Annotated in this window: 14 protein-coding genes; 12 read left to right on the forward strand and 2 right to left on the reverse strand. The window is 71.9% G+C overall.

Annotation, left to right across the window (positions count from 1 at the left end):
* Nucleotides 1-201 precede the first annotated feature (201 nt).
* From KIK05_RS14120 to KIK05_RS14165, 10 genes are all read left to right on the forward strand, one after another.
* Nucleotides 202-1,062: an ABC transporter permease gene (locus tag KIK05_RS14120; protein WP_250562766.1), complete on the forward strand. Its 861-nt coding sequence runs from the start codon at nucleotides 202-204 to the stop codon at nucleotides 1,060-1,062.
* Nucleotides 1,059-1,952 (forward strand): carbohydrate ABC transporter permease, encoded by an 894-nt coding sequence (locus KIK05_RS14125; protein ID WP_214411141.1) that lies wholly within the window; start codon nucleotides 1,059-1,061, stop codon nucleotides 1,950-1,952. Before KIK05_RS14120 ends, KIK05_RS14125 begins: the two co-directional genes overlap by 4 nt.
* A gap of 27 nt (nucleotides 1,953-1,979) precedes the next feature.
* Nucleotides 1,980-3,647 carry an extracellular solute-binding protein gene (locus KIK05_RS14130; RefSeq protein WP_214411142.1) on the forward strand — a complete coding sequence of 556 codons (1,668 nt, stop codon included), beginning with the start codon at nucleotides 1,980-1,982 and terminating at the stop codon, nucleotides 3,645-3,647.
* 34 nt (nucleotides 3,648-3,681) lie between these two features.
* Complete coding sequence (locus KIK05_RS14135; RefSeq protein WP_214411143.1) at nucleotides 3,682-4,419, forward strand: ThuA domain-containing protein; 738 nt, start codon at nucleotides 3,682-3,684, stop codon at nucleotides 4,417-4,419.
* On the forward strand, nucleotides 4,416-5,222 hold the full coding sequence (locus tag KIK05_RS14140) for a sugar phosphate isomerase/epimerase family protein (RefSeq protein WP_214411144.1): 807 nt from the start codon (nucleotides 4,416-4,418) through the stop codon (nucleotides 5,220-5,222). Before KIK05_RS14135 ends, KIK05_RS14140 begins: the two co-directional genes overlap by 4 nt.
* A complete protein-coding gene (locus KIK05_RS14145) occupies nucleotides 5,219-6,208 on the forward strand; it encodes an NAD-dependent epimerase/dehydratase family protein (protein WP_214411145.1) in 990 nt (329 codons plus the stop codon). The genes KIK05_RS14140 and KIK05_RS14145 overlap by 4 nt, the downstream gene beginning before the upstream one ends.
* 81 nt (nucleotides 6,209-6,289) lie before the next feature.
* The gene (locus KIK05_RS14150; protein ID WP_214411146.1) at nucleotides 6,290-7,051 is read left to right on the forward strand and encodes a GntR family transcriptional regulator; all 762 of its coding nucleotides are present in this window, start codon (nucleotides 6,290-6,292) and stop codon (nucleotides 7,049-7,051) included.
* A 179-nt stretch (nucleotides 7,052-7,230) separates the two neighbouring features.
* Entirely contained in the window at nucleotides 7,231-8,268 is a 1,038-nt protein-coding gene (locus KIK05_RS14155) for an SIS domain-containing protein (protein ID WP_214411147.1), read from the forward strand.
* Complete coding sequence (locus tag KIK05_RS14160) at nucleotides 8,265-9,173, forward strand: N-acetylglucosamine kinase (protein ID WP_214411148.1); 909 nt, start codon at nucleotides 8,265-8,267, stop codon at nucleotides 9,171-9,173. The genes KIK05_RS14155 and KIK05_RS14160 overlap by 4 nt, the downstream gene beginning before the upstream one ends.
* 2 nt (nucleotides 9,174-9,175) lie before the next feature.
* Complete coding sequence (locus KIK05_RS14165; RefSeq protein WP_214411149.1) at nucleotides 9,176-10,093, forward strand: alcohol dehydrogenase catalytic domain-containing protein; 918 nt, start codon at nucleotides 9,176-9,178, stop codon at nucleotides 10,091-10,093.
* A gap of 22 nt (nucleotides 10,094-10,115) precedes the next feature.
* On the opposite strand, the gene KIK05_RS14170 is transcribed toward KIK05_RS14165, so the two are convergent.
* On the reverse strand, nucleotides 10,116-11,765 hold the full coding sequence (locus tag KIK05_RS14170; protein ID WP_214411150.1) for an SMI1/KNR4 family protein: 1,650 nt from the start codon (nucleotides 11,763-11,765) through the stop codon (nucleotides 10,116-10,118).
* 79 nt (nucleotides 11,766-11,844) lie between these two features.
* On the opposite strand from KIK05_RS14170, the gene KIK05_RS14175 reads away from it, so the two are divergent.
* Together KIK05_RS14175 and KIK05_RS14180 are read left to right on the forward strand one after the other, a co-directional pair.
* Complete coding sequence (locus tag KIK05_RS14175) at nucleotides 11,845-12,360, forward strand: GNAT family N-acetyltransferase (protein ID WP_214411151.1); 516 nt, start codon at nucleotides 11,845-11,847, stop codon at nucleotides 12,358-12,360.
* A 153-nt stretch (nucleotides 12,361-12,513) separates the two neighbouring features.
* Complete coding sequence (locus KIK05_RS14180; protein WP_214411152.1) at nucleotides 12,514-13,563, forward strand: SDR family NAD(P)-dependent oxidoreductase; 1,050 nt, start codon at nucleotides 12,514-12,516, stop codon at nucleotides 13,561-13,563.
* 101 nt (nucleotides 13,564-13,664) lie between these two features.
* Here the strand turns inward: KIK05_RS14180 and KIK05_RS48105 are convergent, their stop codons facing one another.
* A complete protein-coding gene (locus tag KIK05_RS48105) occupies nucleotides 13,665-17,018 on the reverse strand; it encodes a S8 family serine peptidase (protein WP_308249912.1) in 3,354 nt (1,117 codons plus the stop codon).
* Nucleotides 17,019-17,132: the final 114 nt, after the last annotated feature.

A 17,132-nucleotide genomic window follows, 5' to 3' on the forward strand; every position in this document is an offset into this window, starting at 1 on the left:
CCGGTACTTCGCTGGTATCCGCCTGAACACCACTGGTCGTCGGCGGTCGAGCGAGACTGGATGAAGAAGGTGGGCATGGCGGTCAATCAAGCATCGCTCCGGGTCACATCGCCTCCCGAAGGAAAACCCCCGGCTCCGCGCCGCGCGTCAGGCGAGATCCCGTTTCTCACGAAGTTATGGCGTGATTCGCCGCTGCTGGTCATGGTGGCGCCGGCGATGGTGGTCCTGCTGCTGTTCACGTACATCCCGCTTCTCGGAAGCGTGATCGCGTGGATGGACTACGTGCCGTTCCTCGGTTTCACCGGCTCGGAATGGGTGGGCTGGGACAACTTCACCGCGCTGTTCCAGGACCCGGCCTTCTGGGGCGCGGTGTGGAACACCCTGCAGATAACCTTCCTGCAGCTGCTGCTGTTCTTCCCGGTGCCGATCCTGCTCGCGGTCCTGCTGAACACCGTGGCGGTGCCGTTCGCCAGGAGATTCGTGCAGTCGGTCATCTACCTGCCGCACTTCCTCTCCTGGGTCGTCATCATCGCGCTGTTCCAGCAGATCGCGGGCGGGGCCGGCGTCGTCAACAGGTTCCTCATCACGCACGGCGCGAGTCCGGTCGACATCATGACCGACCCGCACCTCTTCAAGCTGCTGCTCACCACGCAGGCGATCTGGAAGGACGCCGGGTGGGGGACGATCATCTTCCTCGCCGCGATCGCCGCGATCGACCAGGGCCTGTACGAGTCGGCCGTCATCGACGGCGCCGGGGCCTGGAGCCGGTTCTGGCACGTCACCCTGCCGGGAATGCGGCCGATCATCGTCCTGATGCTGATCCTGCGCCTCGGCGACTCGCTGACCGTGGGCTTCGAGCAGATCCTGCTGCAACGGGACGCCGTCGGGCCGGGCGCCTCGGAGGTCCTCGACACCTTCGTCTACTTCAACGGCGTGGTCGACGGCAGCTGGGGGTCGGCCACGGCGGCCGGCCTGCTCAAGGGCGTCGTCAGCCTCTTCCTGGTCCTCGCGGCGAACAAGCTCGCCCACAAGCTCGGTGAGGAAGGTGTGTACCGGCGATGAGCGTCACCGACCGTCCCGTGTGGCTCGGCAGGCCCAAGCCCGTCGCCGTCGCCCTCAAGGCCCTCGCGCTGCTCCTGATCAGCGGCGTGGTGGTCTTCCCGTTCCTCGTCGTGGTCTCCACCAGCCTGGCGACCAAGGCGCAGATCGACGCCAACGGCGGCTACGTCCTGTGGCCCACGAGCATCTCCTTCGACGCCTACCGGCAGATATTCGACGGAACCCAGGTGTCGCGGTCCGTCGTCATCAGCGTCGGGATCACCGTGGCCGGAACGGCCTTCAGCCTGTTCTGCACGGTGCTCGCCGCCTACGGGCTCAGCCGGCGCGGCTCGCTTTTCCAGCGCGGCCTGCTGACGTTCGTGCTGCTCACCCTGCTCTTCGGGCCCGGGATGATCCCCGTCTACCTGATGGTCAAGCAGCTCGGCATGCTGAACACCTACTGGGCGCTGATCATCCCCGGGGCGGTGAGCGCCTTCAACATCGTCATCATCCGGGGCTTCATCCAGGGCATCCCGCAGGAGCTCTTCGACGCCGCCCGCATGGACGGCGCGGGGGAGTGGCGGATCCTGTGGTCCATCGTGCTGCCGCTGTCCAAAGCCGTCATCGCCGTCGTCGGGCTCTTCCTCGCGGTCGGCTACTGGAACAACTACTTCGGCCCCCTGCTCTACCTGAACGACAGCCAGATGTGGCCGCTGCAGCTGGTCATGCGCTCGTTCGTCCTGGAGAACACCATCACCACGACCGCGACCCAGCTCCCGGGTCACGTCACACCCCCCGCGCAGTCGATCCAGATGGCCCTCGTGGTGATCGCCACGGTCCCGATCCTGTGCGTCTACCCGTTCCTCACCAAGCACATGTCCAAAGGCATGCTCACCGGCGCGATCAAGGGCTAGCCCCCGCCGCGCAAGAAGGAATCGCACATGACCATCGACAACGGACCCGCTTCCCCGCTCAGCCGCCGCACCCTGCTCAGGGGCGCCGGACTCGGCGCCGCCCTGGCCGCCTTCGGAGTCCCCCTCGCCGCGTGCGGCGGCTCCGGGCCGGGGGCGGGAGGCGGCGCGGCGGCGCCCGCCGCCGGCAAATCGGTGCCCATGCCCACCTACGTTCCGCCGGTCAAGCCGAAGCCGACCCTGGAGGGCAACGCGCAGGGGCTCATGGACGTCTACGACTCCTTCCCGCTGAACGGGCCGAAGACGGTGAACGGCCCGGTCGGGGACGGAGGGGAGTTCGACTTCCTCGTCATGACCTTCGGGCAGCCGGCGCCCCCTGTGGAGAAGAACGTCTACTGGCAGCTGCTGAACAAGGAGCTGAACGTCCAGGTCAAGCCGGTCCAGGTGCCGTTCGCCGACTTCGCGCAGAAGTTCCCCGCGATGGTCGCCGGCGACGACCTCCCGGAGGTCGTCTCCATCCCGCTCTACATGAACGTCGCCCGGCTCCCGCAGCTGGCCGAGACGCAGTTCACCGACCTGAGCGAGTACCTGTCCGGTGACGCGGTGAAGAAGTACCCCAACCTGGCGGGCATCCAGGAGGCGGGCTGGCTCAACGGCTACCTCAACGGCCGCATCTACGGCGTGCCGAAGTCCGACCCCGTCTACAGCGTGCAGATCTACACCAAGACCGACGTCATCCAGGCGGCCGGCGCCAACGCGCAGCCGAAGAACCTCGCCGAGTTCAGGGACCTCGCCAAGGCGGTGACCGACCCCAAGGCCGGCGTCTACGCCTTCGGCGGCAGCATCTCCGAATTCCTGCAGATGGCGTTCGGCGTCCCCAACAAGTGGACCCGCAACGCCGACGGCTCCTTCACCTCCGCCTACGAGCACCCCGGCTTCGTCCCCGCCATCCAGGAGATGGCCGGGATGTACAAGAGCGGCTACTTCCACCCGGCCACCGTCACGATGGACGCCAACGCGGGCAAGGTGCAGCGCGACGCGCTGTTCAGGTCCGGCAAGATCGCGATGATGATGGACGGCACCCGCTCGGTCGGGATCGTCGCCGACGACAAGGACGTCGTCTTCGGGATGATGGTCCCGTTCGAGAAGGACGGCGGCAAGGCGATCTACTGGACCGGCGGCGGCGCGTACGCCATGACGATGCTGAAGAAGACGAGCGACAAGAACAAGGTCGACCGCTTCCTGCGCGTCCTCGACTACATCGCGGCCCCCTTCGGCTCCCGTGAGTCCTTCGTCATGAACTACGGTGTCGAGGGCGAGGACTACACCGTCAAGGACGGCGTCGCCGTGCTGACCTCGCGCGGGCAGCGCGAGCAGGATCTCGGCCTGGCCTACATCGCCGGCGGCCCGCAGGTCCTGTGCAACCCGCAGGGCGCGCCCGGCGTCGACAAGGCGAACTACGAGTGGCAGAAGCAGGTCGTGCCGATGCTGCTGCCCAACCCCGCCGCCCACCTGTACTCCCAGACGCAGAACTCCAAGGGCTCCGCGCTGGAGAAGCAGATGCAGGACGCGATCACCTCGGTGTTCCTGGGGCGCGAGCAGCCGTCCAGCCTGGCCTCCGCGGTGCAGAAGTGGAAGGCGGGCGGCGGCGACCGCATGGCCGAGGAGTTTGCGGAGGCGGCCGCCAAGGCTGGCTGACCAGGTGCGACGACAAGGAACTCGGGGGTAGGCCATGAAGTTGAGGAGTTCACCGGCGGCCATGGTGGTCGTCGACGGAACCGACATCCACCACGACCTGATCGGCGCCGCGCTGGCGCTGCAGGAGATGGTCGTCGAGGCCGGCATCCCGGCGGCGCGGGCCGTGGGGACGGACCGCTTCGCCGACCCCATGCCGGCGACCGCCGAGGCGGACGTCTACGTCCTCTACCGCTCCGGCGTCAGGTTCGACCCGCTCCAGCAGAAGGCCCTGTCCGATCTGGTGGCGGGCGGCAAGGGGCTGGTGGCGCTGCACGCGAGCAACCTCTTCGGGTTCGGGAAGGGCGGCATCGAGGCCGACCGGGAGGCGTTCGCGCTGGTCGGCTCCCGCTTCCTCTCCCACGGCGACGACGGCCTGTCCGAGGGGCGCCTGGAGGTGAAGGTGCGGGAAGGGCATCCGGTGACCCGGTACCTGGACGACTTCGGGATCGACGACGAGTTCTACGTCCTGGAGTACGCCGGGGACGTCGAGGTCCTCGCCGAGCGGCAGGCGGGCGCCGGCACCGAGCCGGTCGCGTACGCGCGCCGGCACGGCGCCGGGCGCGTGTGCTACATCGCGCTCGGGCACGACGCCAGGGCCTGGGGCAACCCCGGCTTCCGCCAGCTGGTACGGCAGGCGACGCTCTGGGCCGCGGGCGTCCCGGACGAGGAGATCGCGTCGTGGTCGACGCGCTGGCCGCTCGGCAACGGGCGGACGATCGGAGGCGGGGCGTGAACCGCGAGGAGACCGGCGGGCCCCCGCCGATCGCCGCGCAGCTGTGGTCCCTGCACGAGGAGGCGTCCCGTGACCTGCTCGGGGTGCTGCGGCGCGTCGCCGCGATCGGGTACGCCGCCGTCGAGCCCATCAGCCTGTACGGCCATCCGCCGGCCGTCGTGCGGCGGGTGGCCGACGAGCTCGGCCTCGGCATCTGCAGCGCCCACGCCCCCTTCCCCTCAGGAGACGGGGCCGCGGCGATCCTCGACGAGTACGGGGAACTCGGCGTCTCGACGCTGGTCTGGAGCCTGGAGCCGGAGGAGTTCACCACCCTCGACGGGATCCTCGAGGGGGCGGATCGGGTCAACCGGGGGGCGGCGAACGCCGCCGGGCGGGGCATGCGGATCGCCTACCACAACCACTTCGCCGAGTTCGAGAACGTCTTCGGCGGCGAGCGGGCCTACGACATCCTGCTGCGCGAGCTCGACCCCGCGGTCGTCCTCGAACTCGACGTCTACTGGGCCCGCACGGCGGGACTCGAACCGGCGCCGCTGGCGGCCTCCCTCGGCGACCGCCTCGAATTCGTCCACCTCAAGGACGGGCCGGCCCGCGGCATGGACGACTTCATGCTGCCCTTCGGCGAGGGGGGAGTGGTCGACGTCGACGGGGCCGCCCGCGCCAACCCGGCCGTCCGGTGGAACATCGTCGAGGCCGACCGTGCCCGTCAGGACATGTACGAGCTGCTGCGCCGCTGCTACGACCACCTGGTCGGACGCGGGCTCGCGACGGGAAGGCGCCCGGTCGAGAGCCAGGAGCCGCTATGAGACGGCCCAGAGTGCTGTTCCTCGGCGGCACGGGCGTGCTCAGCGCCGCCTGCGTCCGGGAGTTCCTCGCCCGGGACGCCGACCTGACCGTCCTCACCAGGGGCAGGACGCTGCTGCGTCCCCTCCCCGAGGGCGTGCGGGCGCTCCACGCCGACGTCCATGACGACGCGGCGACGCGCGCCGCGCTGGGCGAGGAGACCTTCGACGCGGTGGTGAACTTCATCGGGTACACCCCGCAGGACGTCCGGGCGGACGTGGCGCGGTTCGGCGGCCGCACGGCGCGGTACGTCTTCATCTCGACCGGATCGGTGTACGCGCGGCCCGCTCCGTCGCTGCCGATCGTGGAGTCCTCCGCCCGGCGGAACAGCGGATTCGAATATCCCGCGCGAAAGCTGTTGTGCGAGGAGGTCTTGGAACAGGCCTTTCGCGACGAGGACTTCCCGATGACGATCGTGCGGGCGGCCCATGTCTACGACGAGACCGTCATTCCGAACCTCGCCGGTTGGACGACCATCGCGCGCTGGCGGGCCGGTAAACCCGTGGTCGTCCACGGCGACGGGACCTCGATGTGGAATCTCCTGCACGCCCGTGATTTCGCCCGCGGCCTCGCGGGGCTGGTCGTCAACGGGCGCGGGATCGGGGAGAGCGTGCATATCACTTCCGACGAACTGCTCACCTGGGACGAGATTCATTTCTCGCTCGCACGCGCGGCGGGCGTCGAACCCCGAATCGTGCACCGGTCGAGTGAGGACATCGGGCGGGTGATCGAGTGGATGGGGCCGGTGCTCACCGAGGATTTCCGCCACTCGGTGATCTATGATAATTCGAAGATCAAACGAATGGTCCCGGATTTCTCGCCGCAGGTGCCCTTCGCCCAGGGGGCGCGTGAGATTCTGGAGTGGTTCGACGCCGATCCGTCGCGTCAGCGCGTCGACGGTGACATCGACGCGGCATTCGATCGTTTGGCCGGGGATCGCGATGGATGACGGCCGGGGGCGCGGATCGGTCAGGACGAGGACGCTGTGTTCGCCGGCGGACGGATGAGGTCAGGGAAGGACATGGACAGGGTGAACATCGTGCCTCAGGCGGCTCTCATCGCCTCCGACAGCCCTGAGCCGTTGTGGGTGCAGGCGGCCGAGGTGATCGAGCGCCGCGTGAGGGAGGGTGCTCTTCCCACCGGCCGGCGCCTGCCCGCCGAACGCGACCTGTGCGCCCAGCTCGGCATCAGCCGCGTGACGCTGCGCCGCGCCCTCCAGCACCTGGTCGAGGCGGGGGTCCTGCGCTCCTCGCACGGACGCGGCTGGTACGTCGCGGCCCGCACCGACCGCGAGTGGCCGAACTCCCTGGAGTCGTTCACCGAGACGGCGCGCCGCAAGGGCCTGGTCTCCACCTCCGAGATCATCCGCGCAGAGGTCAGGGCCGCGTCGCTCGACGAGGCCGACGAGTTCGGCGTGGTCGCGGGCACCGACCTGTTCGCGCTGGAGCGCGTCCGCATGCTGGACGGCGTGCCGATAGGGGTCGACGCCTCCCGGGTGGCGCTCCACCTCGCGCCGGGGCTCCCCTCCGTCGACTTCTCCCGCGCGTCGCTGCTGGAGGAGCTGGCCGCGGCCGGCGTGGAACCCGTCGTCGCCGAGTCGATGATCGAGGCCAGGGGGTGCCCCGCCGAGATCGCCCCGCACCTCGACCTGCGGCCCGGAGAGCCGGTCCTCGTCATGCACCAGTCCATGGTCGACGCGACCGGGCGCGTGGTGCTGGTCTCGGCCATCACCTACCGGGGCGACAGGTACCGCCTGCGCACGTCCTTCGTCCGGGGCGGCACCTCCGCCTGACCGCGCCGCCCGCCGGGGCACGAGAAGTCACCAACTACCAGTTGTCGCTATATGGGCGATTTGCGGCCTGTTGTGGTCTGTAGTGGCCTTCATTCGGAACCGGTGGTCTGGCACGCAGGGCGCGCACGTCCGTACGGCGTCCGCCCCACCCCACGAACCAGGAAAGGGAAGAGTCTGAGATGGCCGGAACGAGGATCTCCTACGTCGAAGGCCGGGCGGCCCAGCCGGCGGCGCTCGACCGCGTCGCCGCCCACCTGACCGGGCGGCTCGCCGCCCTCCGCGCCGAGGGAGGCGCGCCGGTCACCTGCGCACGGCCGGTCTTCGTCGGCATCGGGGCGAGCTACGCCGCGCTCGCCTTACCGCTGCGGATGCTGGCCGAGGGCGGCGTCCCGGCACGCCGCGAGATGGCCGGGGAGATCGTCTCGGACGTCGAGTTCGCCGGCGCCGACCTGGTGATCGGGGTCTCCCAGTCGGGACGCAGCCCGGAGACCATCGACGCCCTCGCCCTGGTCCCCCGCGAACGGCGGGCCGCCGTGGTGAACGTCGTCCCGTCGCGGCTCGCCGGCTCGGTCGCCCACTGCGTCGACCTCGGGGACGAGCCCGACAGCTACGCCTCCACCATCGGCTACACCGCCACCCTCATGGCGCTGGCGATGCTCGCCCGAACCATGCTCGGCGGCACCCCCGGCGAGGCGGCCGCCGAATGGTCCGGCATCGGGGACGCCCTGGTGCGCCACGAGGACGCATTCGCCCCCGTCGTCGACGAGGTGGCCCGGCTCGCCGGAGACGTGGTCGCCGCCGACGTCGTGGCCTCGGGGGCGGCGCGCTCGGCCTCGGAGGCGGGCGCGCTGCTGCTCCGCGAGGTCTGCCGCCTCCCGTCGTCCGCGCTCGTCACCCGCACCTACCTGCACGGCGAGATGGAGTCGGCGGGCCGCACCCTGCACGTCGTCGTGGGGGACGGCCGCGAGGTGGAGCTGGCGCGCAGCCTCGCCGGCGCCGGCCACCTCACCCTGTGCGTCACCTCCGCCGACGTCCGCCCCGGCGGCCCGCTGCACGTGGTGCCGGTCCCGGCCGACGCCCCGCTGCCCGTGCGAACCCTGCTCCAGACGCTGGTGATGCAGCGGCTCGCGGGCTCGCTCGCCGCGGTGCGCGGCGTGGAGATCGAGGACTTCGTCTTCGACAACACCGACACCAAGGTCGAGGAGCCGGTCGGATGACAGGGCTGGTGGCCGGCGTCGACGTCGGCGGCACCAAGACGCACATCCGGCTGGCCGACCCGCGCAGCGGGCTGACGGTCGCCGAACGCACGCTGCCGAGCTCGGGGTGGCAGACGCGCGCCTTCCGCGACGCGGCGGCCTGGCTGGCCGAACGGGTCCGTCCCCTCGTGCCGGAGGGCGAGCGGATCCTCCACCTGGTCGCCGGGGCGCAGGGCTGCGAGACCGAGGAGCACTGCGCCCACCTGGCCGCCGAACTGGCGGCCGGGATGGACGTCCCCGCGACGGTCGTCAACGACGCCGAGCTGCTGGTCCCGGCGGCCGGTCTGGACCGCGGCATCGGCCTGATCGCCGGCACCGGCGCCGTCGCCGTCGGCAGGCACCGCGAGACCGGCCGGTACATGTCGGCCGGAGGCTGGGGATGGGTCCTGGGCGACGAGGGGTCCGGCTCCGCGCTCGTCCGCGACGCCGCCCGCGCGGTGCTCGCGCGGGCGGACGAGGGCGCGGGCGGCGACGAGCTCGAAGGCGCGCTTCTGCGGTCGTTCGGCGTCCCCGGCCTCGCCGAGCTCGCGGCGGTGATGAGCTGGGACCAGGGCGTGGAGACCTGGGGCGCGCACGCCCCCGTCGTCTTCGACGCCGCCGAACGCGGGTCGCGCCTCGCCGCGGGCGTCATCAGGGACGGAGGCAGGGCCCTCGCCCGGCTCGTGGTGTGCCTGGCCCGGCGCGGCGCCGACAGTACGGCCGTGGTCGCCGCGGGCGGGGTCGTCGTGAACCGGCCCCGGCTGCGCGAGGTGGTCGAGGACGAGCTGGCCTCCCGGCTCCCCGGGGTCCCCGTCACGGTCCTGCGGGCGCCGCCCGTGCGGGGGGCCGTCGAACTGGCCCGGCGCGCCGTGCGGAGCGAGGAGTAGGGATGCGGTACTCACAGGTCGTCGCGGCGCGGACGTCGGAGGTCGCCGAGGCCCCCGACGCACCTCCCGGGCCGGGGGAGGTGCGGGTACGGGTGCTGGCGTCCGGCGTCTGCGTGTCGGAGCTGCCCGTGTGGCGGGACCACGACGGCGGCCAGCCCGTGCGCCTCGGGCACGAGCTGAGCGGCGAGATCGTGCGGGCCGGGCCCGGCGTGTACGGCTGGTCCGCCGGGGACCGCGTCACGGGCTTCGGCTCCCCGGTGTTCGCCGACACGGTGAACGTCCAGGCCGGAGCGCTGCTCCCCGTGCCCGGCAACGTCGCCGCGCCGGCGGCGCTCGGCGAGCCGGTCGCCTGCGTGGTCGAGGCACTGTCCCGGTGCGGCCTGCGGCCGGGACGGCGGGTCGCCGTCGTGGGCCTCGGCTTCATGGGCCTCACGGCGCTGCAGGTGGCCGCGGCCCGCGCCCCCGCCGTCCTGACCGGGGTCGACCCGCTGCCGCACGCCCGTGAGCTGGCCTCCCGGCTCGGGGCCGGTGACGTCCTCACCCCGGAGGAGGCCGGGCAGGACCTGCGCGGACGGTTCGACGTGGTGGTGGAGTTCTCGGGGAGCGCCGCCGGGCTGCGCCTGGCGGGCGGCCTGGTCGCCGAGCACGGCCTGCTGTGCGTCGCCGGGTACCACCACGACGGCCGCCGCGACCTCGACGTCGAGCTGTGGTACCGGGGGGTGACCATCGTCAACGGCTTCACCCCGCAGCGGTGGCGCCTGATGGAGGCGATGGCCGAGGGCCTGCGCCTGATGTCCGAACGCCGGCTGACCCTTGAACCCCTCGTCACCCACCAGGTCACGCTGGACGACCTCGACACCGGTTTCGCCTACTTCGGCGACCGCCCCCCGGGGTTCGTCAAGTGCGTCGTCGTGCCCTGACTCCGATGCCGAGGCGCCCGCCTCAGCGTCGTTTCGCCTGGACCCAGTCGAGCTCACCCTTCTTCACCCTGGGACGCCAGCCCCTGATCGGGCGGCCGGTCCGCAGGGACTCCGCCGTGTCGCGCAGCAGGGCCAGGTACGACGGCCAGACGACGTCGCCCTCCAGCGTCAGGCCCTCCTCGTCGAAGTACTCGCCGGTCTTCCCGGTGCGGGAGTCGACGAAGAGGTTCCCGCCGTCGATCGCGGAGGCGAACGGGATCAGGTGGCCGTCCCACCAGCCCTCGGCCATATCGGCGGGCCCGTCGAGGACGATGCCGCACAGCATCTTCCAGTCCGAGTACACCGCCTTGACCGGCATGTACGCGTAGAACGGCGCCGGGCCGAACCCTCCCCAGCGGGGGGCTCCGTCGTGGCGCAGCAACGACGCCCGCAGGTCGTCGGGGAACGTCAGGCCCATGGCCGCCTCGGCCCTGGCGATGGCCCGCGGGGTCGCCGGGCCGCGCAGCGTGCGGTAGGTGGCGGGCGCCCTGCGGGCCAGCCAGGCCTCGATGCGCCGCCACGTGGCCTCGACCCGTGCCGCCACGGCCGGGTCGGGCATCCGGACGACGGGACGGCGGCGGGCGGGGCGGCATCCGGTGGCGCGCGCCTCCTCCGGTGTCGGCTTCTCCTCCTCCGTCGGCTCGGGAGCCGGCGTGGGCGTCGGAGCCGGGGCCGGGCGGGGGCCGCCGGCGCAGTTCGCGGGCGGCGCGCCGGTCGGCTTGGGCGACCAGCGCAGCTCGCACGTGGCCGTGACCGTGGGATACCAGTCGCGCAGCGGCGTGCCGGCCTCCAGCGAGCCCGCCAGGGCCTCCAGCAGCGCGGCGTAGGACGGCCAGCCCATCGGCCCGTCGTAGCGGAGGTTCTCGCCCCAGGCCGACTCGCCCACCCGTCCCGTGCGGGGGTCGACGAACAGCTCCTGGCCCCGGCTGGAGTCCCCGAAGGGGAGGAGGCTGCCGTGCCATTTCCCCTTCGCCGGGTCGGCGGCGGAACGGTCGCCGTCCATCACGAGATCTTCGCACTTCTCCCGGTTCACGTAGTCGATCTCGTACAGGCCGAGCAGCCCGTAGGCGGGCGGCAGCCGGAAGCCGTCGCCGAGGTTGCCGTCGGCGCCGTCGTGCCGCAGGTAGGAGGCGTACAGGTCGTCGGGGAGCCTGCGGCCGCGCTCGGCCTCCCAGCGGGCGAGGTCCTGCGCCGTGGCGGGGAACTTCAGCTTGCGCAGCGTCGCCGAGGCGTGGGCGCCGAGCCAGCGCTCGACGCGGTCCCACGCGCGGTCGACGCGGGCCCGCACCGCCGGGTCGGGCGTGCGGGGAGAGTAGGTGGGCTCCGGCTCGCCCGTCGCGATCATCTCCGGGGGGTTCGCCGTGATATTCGAGCCGCCGTCCGAGCCGTCGTCCCAGGTGATCGGCTCGCAGCCGGCCGCGCGGGCCTCGTCGGGCTTGAGCGCCCGCGCGCGGATCTCCGCCTCGAGTTCAAGGTCGCCACAGGACAGCGACATCGAACCGCCGCCCGAGAGCATCGAGCAGGCGATCACGACCGCCTTGGTCGCGTCGGCCGAGCTGGCGGCGGTCCCGCCCAGCAGTACGACCACCGCCAGCGCCGCCCGCAGCGGCCGCGGGCCCCGTAACTTGATCACGCGCCGCACCTTACAGTGACGGTCCGACAGTCGACCGCCCCCTCGAACAGCGACAAAGGGGGCGATATCGTCCCGAAACATGGTCATCGGTTCAGAGAAAGGCCTTCCAGCAGTGGAACTCCGCCGTGTTTCGTTCGATCACCCGGACGCGGTCAAGCTCAACGACGTGGTGCAGCGTGAGTACGCCGAGCGCTACGAGAGCGACGGCGACCTGACGCCGCTGGACCCGTCCATGTTCGAGCCGCCGCACGGCCTGTACCTGGTCGCCTACGACGAGAACGGCACGCCGCTCGCCACCGGGGGCTGGCGGGCCCGGGAGGCCGACGAGATGGGGTACTCGGACGGCGACGCCGAGATCAAGCGCATGTTCGTGGTCAAGCAGGCCCGCGGCAACGGCCTGGCCCGGCGCATCCTGGCGGCGCTGGAGGACGACGCCCGGGCCGCCGGCCGCGTCCGCATGGTGCTGGAGACCGGCAGCAGGCAGCCCGAGGCCGTCAACCTGTACGAGTCCAGCGGCTACGAGCCGTGCGCCAAGTTCGGCGTCTACCGCTTCCACGAGGGCAGCCGCTGCTACGCCAAGCCGCTCCACGGCTGAGGCGGACGACCTCCCCCGGGAGGAGGAGGTCGTCCGCGAGGCCGGTGGTGCGGCCAGGGGAATGAGGTGGGCGCCTGTCCGTCCGGACAGGCTGGAGCCCGTCGCCGGGATCGGCGACGGCGAATCCTCCAGCCGGGACGGAAGGGCGACGACATGGCCGCGGAAGAACGCAAGGGTGAGAACGGGCAGGCGATCCCGCCAGACGAGGCCGTGGAGCCCGCGGCGTCCGGCGCCGGGACGGCCGGTGGCCGTACCGGTGGCGACGGGGCGCCGAGGCGGGGGCGGCGGGCGTTCATGGGGCTCGCCGCCGCGGCCGCCGGGGCGGCAGGGCTCGCCGGGGCCGTGACCGTCCCGCCGTTCCTCACCTCGCCGCCCACCAGCCCGCCGCCCGCCGCGCCGCCGCGCGGGCGGTTCGCCGGGAAGGTCGTGCTGATCACCGGCGCGACCTCCGGCATCGGCGAGGCCACCGCCAAGGCGTTCGCGGCCGAGGGGGCGAAGGTGGCCTTCTGCGGGCGCAGGGTCCCGAACGGGCAGCGGGTCGAGCGGGAGATCCGCGCCGCCGGGGGCACGGCGCGTTACACCCGGGCGGACGTGCGTGACGCCGAGCAGGTCCGGCGGTTCGTCGACGAGACGGTGGCCACCTTCGGCGGGCTGGACGTGGCGTTCAACAACGCCGGCATCCTCAGGTCCGCGCCGCTGCACGAGCTGCCCCCGGAGACCTGGACGGACGTGCTGGACACCAACGCGCGCGGGGTGCTGCTGTCCATCAGGTACGAGGTGCCGCACATGCTCAAGGCGGGGCGCGGAGTGATCATCTGTACGACGTCGGAGTCCCGCCGGCCGGGAGGCGTCGCCTACACGGCGAGCAAGCAGGCGATCAAGGGCATCGTCGAGGTCGCCGCCATGGACTACGGCCCCAAGGGCATCCGCGTCAACGCGATCGCTCCCGGCACGACCGACACCCCGCTGGTACGGCCGGCGGGCCTGCCGGACGCGCTGTGGACCGCGTTCAAGCGGGCGTGGGGGCCGCTGAACGTCTCCGCCCTGCAGCGGATGGCCACTCCCGAGGAGATCGCCAGGGCGGTGGTCTCGCTCGCCACCGACGAGTTCGCCTACATGGCGGGCTCCACCGTCCTGGTCAACGGCGGCCCCCGGGACGGCGGCCCGATGCGCATGCCCCCGGGGTTCCCGTCCAGGAGCTGACCTCCCGCCGGCGGCCCGGTCGTACCGTTGATTCCCTCGAGCCGCCGGGCGGCGGGCATGGGGCGGGGCCCGGTGCCCGGCACCGGGCCCCGCCGTGGCCGTCACTGGACGGTGATCTTGTCCACTTCGATGGTGACGCCCTTCACCTCGGGGGTCGAGGTCGCGGTGGTCACCGAGCCGACGCCCGGCGCGACGCCCTTGACCTTGAGGCTGTAGGTCAGCGTGCCGCCGGGGGCGCCGGGCGTGCTGCTGATCCTGTAGTCCTCGGCCGGCGGGCCGGAGATGCGGCCGCCCGCGGTGCCGTCGGCGTTCTCGGCGCCGACGGTCAGGCCGCCGGAGCCGGGGTCACCGGGGAGGTTCGACGGGTCGTAGGCGTAGGTGATGTCCTCGCTGCCGTTGACGCCGATCCACTGCTGGAACACCTTCAGCGCGGTCTGGCCGTACACGTGGACGCGCCACTCCAGGACGATCCAGCTGGAGACCCCGTCGGAGAGCGTTCCGGCGTAGACGCCGGGCGCTCCGGTGCCGTCCAGGTCGGTCCAGTAGCTCGCCAGCACGTTGTTCGGCGGGGCCGGGTCGGGGAGGTTCTGCGGCGTGAATGAGATGTCACCCGAGCCGGAGGTGCCGCCGGCGACGCTGTAGCCGTCGGAGACGACGCCGATCCTGGTGTAGCTCTTGCCCGCGAAGACGAACGCCGGGACGTTGAAGTTGACCGAGTCCTCGTCGCCGATGGGGGTCGGGGTGATGCCGAAGGCGTCCAGCGGGATGTAGCCCGCCGGGCCGCTGCCCGGGGCGATGTTCGGCTTGTCGGGCTGGCGGCCCTTCAGCGTGGCCTTCACCGTCGCGATCTGCGAGCCGACCTGGGTGGCCCCGGTCACGCCGGTGAGCCGCAGCCTGGGGTCGAGCGTCGTGAGCGCGGTGACGTCGGTGTCCTTGAGCGTGGTGTTCTGCGCCGTGACGGTGCAGGTGGACTCGCCGGTGTTCTTGGCGATCGTGCTCGGGGCGCAGGTCTGGTCGATCGGCACCGCGCCCTCCTGGCGGTAGAACGCCACCGGGAGGTGCAGGTCGCGGTCGCCGCCGACCTGCTTCAGGTCGACCTCCCCGAAGTACTGGCCCTCCGGGAGGTCCGGCGCGGTGATCACCACGGTGAGCTTGACGCTCTTGCCCGGCTTGACGGTGAACGCCGGCGGCAGCGCCGCCACGGCGGCCCCCTTGGGCGCGGTGCCGGAGGCCGTGTAGGCGAGCGTCTTGCCGGTCACGTTGGTGAACGTCCGCTTGGCCGTGATCGCGCCCGGCATGACCGGCGCGTTGACCGACGGCAGGTTGAGGTCGATCCGGTCGAGCGGGTCGGCGGCCGAGGCCGCGTAGTCCGCCGCGGACTCGTCCAGCGTCAGGCCGGGGTCTCCCGCCCGGGTGAGGTCGATGCGCCCGCCGCCGTAGTCGAACGGGTCGGCCGGGGTGACCCGGTCCTGCTTGGTGACCGAGGTCTTCGCCGTGGTCTCCAGCGCCGACTTGACCTGCCCCGGCGTCCAGTCCGGGTGCAGCGCGAACAGCAGCGCGCCCGCCCCGGCGACGTGCGGGGACGACATCGACGTACCGGCGATCACCTGGTAGAGGTTGCCCGGCGGGCCCTCCAGGGGCGACTCCGGCGTCGGGGTCTGGCCGGCGAGGATGTGCAGGCCGGGCGCGGTGACGTCGGGCTTGAGGAAGTCGCCGCCCGGTCCCCGCGAGGAGAACGACGTCATGACGTCGCCCTGCCAGGTCGTCTTGGTGCCCTGGGTGAACTTCGCGGTCGCGCCCGGGTTGGCCGCCAGGAAGTTCAGCAGGGTCGTGCTGTCGGGCTGGTCGAGGTGGACCGTCGGGATCCAGTGGTTGTCGGTCATCACGTCGAGCGGCGTGGCGTTGTACAGGATCATGCCCGCGGCGCCGCCCTGCTTGACGTTGAAGCTCTTGAGCACCCGGTTCGCGCCGCGCTGGCAGACCACGATCTTGCCGCTGAACAGCCCGGGCGGGGCCGGGGTCGTGCACAGCGGGTCCGAGTACGGAGCCGCCGCGGCCGACACGACCGGGAGAGGCGAGGAGACGCCCTGGGTGATCGAGGCGCCCGACACGGTGGCCGTCGCCCCGCCGCTCCCGGTGAGCGTCACCGTCGAGCGGTAGGTCCGCGTCTGGGTCGAGGCCGCCACGGTCGTGACCCACGGGCCGCGGTGGTCGGTGGTGCCCGCGCCCGGACCGGAGTTGCCCGCCGACGCCGAGACGAAGACGCCCGCCGCGTACGCGTCGAGGAACGCCAGCTCCACCGGGTCGCTGTACGGGTCGCCGCCGCCCGAGATGGAGAAGTTGATCACGCGGACACCGTCGAGGATGGCCCGGCCGATGGCGGCGGCGGAGTCGGACTGGAAGCAGCCCTGCGCGCCGCACACCTTGTACACCGACACGGCCGCCGCGGGGGCGATGCCGTGGATCGGTCCCCGGCTGATGCCGAGCGGGTTGGCGTCCGCGACCGGGCCGCCGGCCGAGGTGGTGGCGGTGTGGGTGCCGTGCCCGTTGGAGTCGCGGGCGCTGGTGTAGACCTCGCCGCCGATGACGGCGTTGTAGGTGTCCAGGAACGCCCGCCCGCCGATGAGCTTGTCGTTGCAGGTGAACGGGTCGTTGGCGGGTGTCAGCGGGTTGTCCCCGAAGTCGCAGGCGCGCGGCGCGCCGTCCTTGGTGGCCGGGGGAGCGGGCAGATCACCCGGGTCCTTGAATGACGGGTGCTCGGGCCAGACGCCGCTGTCCAGGCTCCCGAAGATCACGCCCTTGCCGGAGGACGAGCTGCCGCCGAGCTTGCTGTAGATCGCGGGGGCGCCGATGAAGTCGGGGCTGGAATCGGTGAGCGGCTGCTGGAGCCTGTCCTCCTGCACCGCCGCCACGCCGGGCAGCTTCAGCAGCTCGGCGGCCTTGTCGGCGGGCAGGGTCAGCGCGATGCCGCCGTACACGGTGCGGAGCTTCTGGCCGGCCCTGGCGCCGGGGATGCGCTTGCCGAGTTCGCCGAGGAAGGCGTTCTCGACGCCTTCGATGTGCTTTTCGTACTGCTTCGCGGGCGCGCTGTTCACGTCCAGGCTCTTGCCGGTCACCTGGGGGCTCGTGCCCGGAAGGCCCTTGAGGCCGCCCTTGTAGGCGGCGAGGGAGTCGTAGTCGAGTTTGACGACGACGTTCACCGGCTTGGTGGACGTCGACTTCAACAGCGATTGATCGCTTTTCGCCAGCTTGCCGCTCGGGGATTTCGCGCCCTGGACGCGGTTCGCGACGGTGAGCGGAGTGGCCTTCCACTTACTGGTCGAACCCGTCGTGGGACCCGGATCCGCGGACGCCGGGACGGCGGGGCTCATCGCGCAGGCCACCGCCAGAGCGGCGCCGGCGACCACCATGCGGCGGGTGCGGGATAAGCGGGCGGGCGGGGGATTGCTTGGCACGGCACCTCCTGGAGAACCACTGGGACTCGCCGTCCAGCGGGCATGCAGGAGCCGCGGCCACCCGTCCACAGGCACGGGAAGGACTCCCACCCTCCCCGTCGGGCGACAAGCGGA

This window comes from Sphaerisporangium fuscum (genome assembly GCF_018531465.1).
Classification (GTDB): domain Bacteria; phylum Actinomycetota; class Actinomycetes; order Streptosporangiales; family Streptosporangiaceae; genus Sphaerisporangium; species Sphaerisporangium fuscum.

Coding starts and splice junctions, on each gene's coding strand:
- KIK05_RS14125 (WP_214411141.1), top strand. CDS start 1,059: ATGAGCGTCACCGACCGTCCCGTGTGGCTCGGCAGGCCCAAGCCCGTC.
- KIK05_RS14180 (WP_214411152.1), top strand. CDS start 12,514: ATGGCCGCGGAAGAACGCAAGGGTGAGAACGGGCAGGCGATCCCGCCA.
- KIK05_RS14160 (WP_214411148.1), top strand. CDS start 8,265: ATGACAGGGCTGGTGGCCGGCGTCGACGTCGGCGGCACCAAGACGCAC.
- KIK05_RS14175 (WP_214411151.1), top strand. CDS start 11,845: ATGGTCATCGGTTCAGAGAAAGGCCTTCCAGCAGTGGAACTCCGCCGT.
- KIK05_RS14145 (WP_214411145.1), top strand. CDS start 5,219: ATGAGACGGCCCAGAGTGCTGTTCCTCGGCGGCACGGGCGTGCTCAGC.
- KIK05_RS14120 (WP_250562766.1), top strand. CDS start 202: ATGGTGGCGCCGGCGATGGTGGTCCTGCTGCTGTTCACGTACATCCCG.
- KIK05_RS14130 (WP_214411142.1), top strand. CDS start 1,980: ATGACCATCGACAACGGACCCGCTTCCCCGCTCAGCCGCCGCACCCTG.
- KIK05_RS14135 (WP_214411143.1), top strand. CDS start 3,682: ATGAAGTTGAGGAGTTCACCGGCGGCCATGGTGGTCGTCGACGGAACC.
- KIK05_RS14155 (WP_214411147.1), top strand. CDS start 7,231: ATGGCCGGAACGAGGATCTCCTACGTCGAAGGCCGGGCGGCCCAGCCG.
- KIK05_RS14165 (WP_214411149.1), top strand. CDS start 9,176: ATGCGGTACTCACAGGTCGTCGCGGCGCGGACGTCGGAGGTCGCCGAG.